Annotated in this window: 1 protein-coding gene and 1 pseudogene; both read left to right on the top strand. The window is 48.5% G+C overall.

The annotated features are described in order from the left end of the window. Positions 1 to 96 (top strand): annotated as a pseudogene (locus U8U01_RS16985) (IS5/IS1182 family transposase); the annotation flags it as partial. 613 nt (positions 97 to 709) lie between these two features. Continuing rightward, on the top strand, positions 710 to 4,378 hold the full coding sequence (locus U8U01_RS16980) for an HD domain-containing protein (protein WP_437124406.1): 3,669 nt from the start codon (positions 710 to 712) through the stop codon (positions 4,376 to 4,378). Positions 4,379 to 4,735 lie beyond the last annotated feature (357 nt).

The raw sequence follows: 4,735 nt of genomic DNA, 5'->3' as shown, positions 1-4,735 counted from the left end.
AGAGGTATTGCCACTCGTTATGCCAAAACCTCGGATGCTTTTATCGCCGCGGTACACGTCCGTTGTATCGCCATTTGGGCTGCTATCCGTACTTAATTCGTGTAGACACTATCTAAGGGAAACGGGAAAAGTGTAAAACTAGCAAAACACTGTATTGCCAATTCGATTCCCGCCATCTCCACCAAGTAAACCACCTATTGCAATCTGAACCCCCAGGGTTTGGACGGCAGTAGGTGATTTTCATTTATCCAGGCTTTTCTTACGGAATTCCAGACACTTGATTTCATGCACCTGCTTGGATAGGACACCGAGCGGAACTGTTTGGTCGAAGATTTATAAAGCATGGCATCATGGACGATGCCGTGCTTTTTTGTGTTCTTATACCCGCAAGCACCCAAACTACCCACCAATAGTTGATTGATCATGCAGAATCCTGAGAAAACCGCCAGTAATTTATATTTTCACTTGAAAAAGATCGAATAATCAACTATAATATTAAGTAAAGATGAAAGTTGTGACACTATATTGGCACCACTGGTCTTTGGCAGGCGCACTGCCGCTTTTCCAAAGCTTTTGAACCAAAATATTTTTGGGATGTTTTCTTAAATATTGGAGGAGAGGGGCGTGGGATGGGATCAGCGAAAAAACCGTGCATTTTTCCACTTTACAAAACGCATTGAACCTGCGTTATCAGAGAGGTGAAAAGAGAATGGAACCGGAATCGTCTAATAATTTGCCCCTTACTTTAGAGGATCACTTTGAAAACCTTGCATCTGCATCTCCGCGGGTTAAAAACCTGCACAGCCTTTGGGTCTTGTTCCGAAAAGACATGGAAGATCTGCTGCCGCATTCTCGCAGTGTTTATGTACATTACAGCTTACATGATGCTATCCATAGCCGTTCCGTGATCCAGGCCATAGAAAGGTTCCTTGGCGAAGAGCGCATGAAAGCCCTCTCGGCCACCGATACGTTTATGTTGCTTGTTTGCGCATACGCCCATGACTACGGCATGGCCATGACGTTTAACCTTATTTATGACGCACTGGGCACACGGGACTTTCTTGACTTTTTAAAAAACCAGAAAGATAACGGCTATGCCCTGCCGGCAGACGAACTGCAGGCTGTTAAAAACTTGCTTTCCTTTGTAAATGACCGCTGCAAGTCATCAACCAGCCTTCAGGAGTTGTACTTTTCCATTATGGTCGTAATCCAAACCTATCTACGGCCCTCACATTGGAAGGGCATAGAGCGGATCTGGAACGACTTTGGCGGCCTATTTGAGGGCCGCCTGAACGGGCGGTTTATCCAGGGCATGGAGGGTATTGTCGAAATCTGCGAGGCCCACGGGAAATCTTTTTCCGACGTGATGAAAATGAGGGTCCGCGCCGATGGGATTGTGGGGGATGAGTTCCATCCCCGGTTTATTGCGGCGATGCTGCGGCTTGGCGACTTACTGGACCTGGATAACGGGCGGTTCCCCCGATGGTTTGTCAACGAAATCAGCCAGAATCGCGGCCTTATCCCGAAATTGTCCGAACTCCATCACAAAAAGCATGAGGCCGTCAGCCACTTACTGATTACACCGAAACGGATCGAGGTGTGCGCATCCTGTGACAGCAGCAACGACGGATATGAGGTTGCCGGGCTGGTAAGGGAGTGGCTGGAATGGCTGGAAACCGAATGTAAAGACCAGCGGCTCTATTGGTCGGTTATTGCCCAGCCTGACTTTGGCCGCCCGCCCCAGCTTACCAAGGCGGACATCCTGATTGACGGAAGGAACTATGCCTCCAAAAATTACCGGCTGCAAATGCGGATGTCCCAGAACCGTGTTATGAAACTGCTGGAAGGCACCAGCATTTATAAGGACCAATATATCGGGATACGGGAACTGGTACAAAACGCCGTGGACGCTTCCCTGCTGCAACTGTGGTACGACGTCACCCAGAACCGCTATTTCAGTATAGGTATTTCTAAATTTGGCCATAAAATAAATGACAGCGACAAGAAAACCGTTGAAACAAAAGCCAGCCTGGAAGAGGATAAAAGAGAGTTGGCCTTACTGGAATGGGAGCCGGATGTGCTGCATAAAATCTTCAAAAATTATTCCATTACAGTAGAACTTATCCATGATAAGAAAGAGAATGTGATCCAGATTGTCATCAAGGATAAGGGCACGGGTATTACCCCGGATGATGTGCAGCATATGTCTGATATCGGCACCAGTAAGGAAAAAAATGAAAAGGCCCGGGAAATTATGAAGAATATGCCTTGCTGGCTAAAACCTTCCGGGGTTTTTGGTATTGGCCTTCAGTCCGCCTTCCAGTTGACCAACCAGATTGAGTTTTTTACAAGGAGGCCGAACGAGCCGGAGCGCCAGATCATTTTCCATTCTTACGGCCGCAACCATGGGAAAATTGAAATCCGCGAAGTCCCGCCGGATACAGACGGGGTCTACTATAATAACGCCATTCCGGGCACCAATGTGAAGATCACCGTTTCCCCGGAAAAGATCCACCCAGACCAGCCTGACCAGGACAGTATACACGACCCCTTCCACTACTATGATATGGAGTTTGATGAGCCGGACCTCTTGCACGGCCTTTTTGTGGAGTTTTCCAATATTATTGACGAGCGGTTGCGGGAATGCCCCTGTGACTTTTTCGATATCTATTTCCGCACAATGGAAAAGCTGGAAGACGGCACAATTATTAAGAATTACAGGAGCCGCTGCCGGTACAGCTATTTTTCCCCTCTACGGGACGGGAGCGGCCCCCGCGAAAGCTCTGAATTAAAACTGGAACGGAACTCTATTCTGCCGTTTTTTACCCAGCCGTTTAAAAAAGGCGCGCCCTTTTCTTTCTCAACGGATAATGCACTTTTTGCCGACGAGAAAACCTACCGTATCCATCACCTTACCCTCCGGGTGGGAGAGGTACATCAAAACGGTACGGAAAGCATTTTTGAGTTACCGGAACCTGTGCCCAATCTCTATCATTTTCAATACAAATTTAACCCCATTGCCAACACACAGTTTGTCTATCCCCCGGATGTGCGCAAATTGCGGAACCTCCATGCAGGATTCCTCTGTTGGAAAGTGAACATTATGGATGACAAGCCCGAAAAATATCTCAACATCGATAGGGACCGGCTGCGTGATGGTGCCATTTACGAAGAGGAACTCATCCAGACGCGAAAACACATCATGCAGACTTGGTGCGAGTATTTCATCCACCAATATGAGGCGCGGGAATCGGCCCGTGTGGCACGGAATAAAACCGGGCAGGCCGTTCAGAAATACCGGGGAAATGAAAAGGGGTTTAAGCCGGAGTTGTCCCACAATATTTTTTCAAATTCCCTGGAAACTTTGATTTCCCTGGCACTGCTATTCTACCAAGACGTCCCGGAAGAACGTTTCCACGAATTCATGAAACCTTACCGGGATTGTGTCCTCAAAAAGAATTGGAAACTGCAAAATGAAACGTTTACTGTGGAAAAACTGTGGGATAAGGGCTCCGTCTTTAAGCTGGCCTCCCAAGGCCCTTCCAGATGGATCTCCGCGCCGCACGTGCAGGAATTTACGGAAACAGAAGATCCTGCATTGGCACAGGCACTACCGATCAGCCTCTCTACTATAGCAAGGCTTCCCCATCGCCTGATCCATGTCAGCGGAATCTCAAGAAACGCACAAGGGAATGTCAGTTATTCCCTTACGCTAAACCCCAATCATCATGACCAGCAAGAACCTGATTTGATTTACATGAACTACCTGGCCCAAGTCTATGACTACTGTGACGCCATCAGCCCCCAGCACAATAACAAAAAGGAAGACGCGGATATTGATTCTCTGGTACGCAAAATTTTCAAGCCCAATCGGAAATATCCGCACCTGGTGGTATCCGAATACCCGGTGAATTTCCTGCGGGGCGATAATTTCTCGTTGCCGCTGGATTACTGCATCCAGGGGTACATCCTCTCCCCGTTTGACCGGCAGTTAACAAAATGGCTGCGGGAACTGCTTATGAAGAAGAGCCCCAGCCAGGATGGGAACGGCGTTGATAGGGGGATTCGTGAGGAAGTGGAGAAAGAGGTTCAGATGTATATGAAACAGAGCGATCAGGCCAGGAGATGTGTGGACTATGTTTACAAGAAAAAAGCAAAGTCTTGCCAAGAGGAAACTATATGGCATAGCGAACCTCTGAAAGAGTTGATTGAGAAAGAGTATACCGGCTTTTTGCAGGAATGCTGTATGATCCTGTTCGAGCATAGAGATCAAATCATAAACCGCAGAAGGAAAGAGAAAGAGAAAAAGAAGAATGACCGTAGCCGTGAATGGACAGGCACACTTGCATACACCATTTTCCAATCGAAGAATCCATAAGCATATGCACCATGTGGCTGCATAGGGTTTCAAGGGGTGCCTAAAGGCAATACTCCTTCCATAGCCCCGTAGCCGTGCCACCATACCAAAAAACTCCCCCGGAGGCCGTAGCCGCCGGGGGAGTTTTTGGTCACTTATCTAGCTTTTCGGGCTTTGTCGTGCTGTTGGTCTGTTGGGCTTATTGTGCTCATTCCTCCGGGGACTGGCCGGCGTTGGCCTTCCAGTAGGCCTTCAGGGCTACCCAGTCGTGCTCGAACACCTCGGCCCACTCTTCACTCTCGGTTTCTTCGTTGCCGGTGTAGTAGTGGGAGTTGGTGGCCTCCTGCATGGCTGCGTAGTACCAGGCGCCGGGGTCGT

Source organism: Acutalibacter caecimuris (assembly GCF_034335085.1).
Taxonomy (GTDB): domain Bacteria; phylum Bacillota; class Clostridia; order Oscillospirales; family Acutalibacteraceae; genus Acutalibacter; species Acutalibacter caecimuris.
Note: the sequence above shows the minus strand (reverse complement) of the source record. Positions and strands in the feature narration are given on the sequence as shown.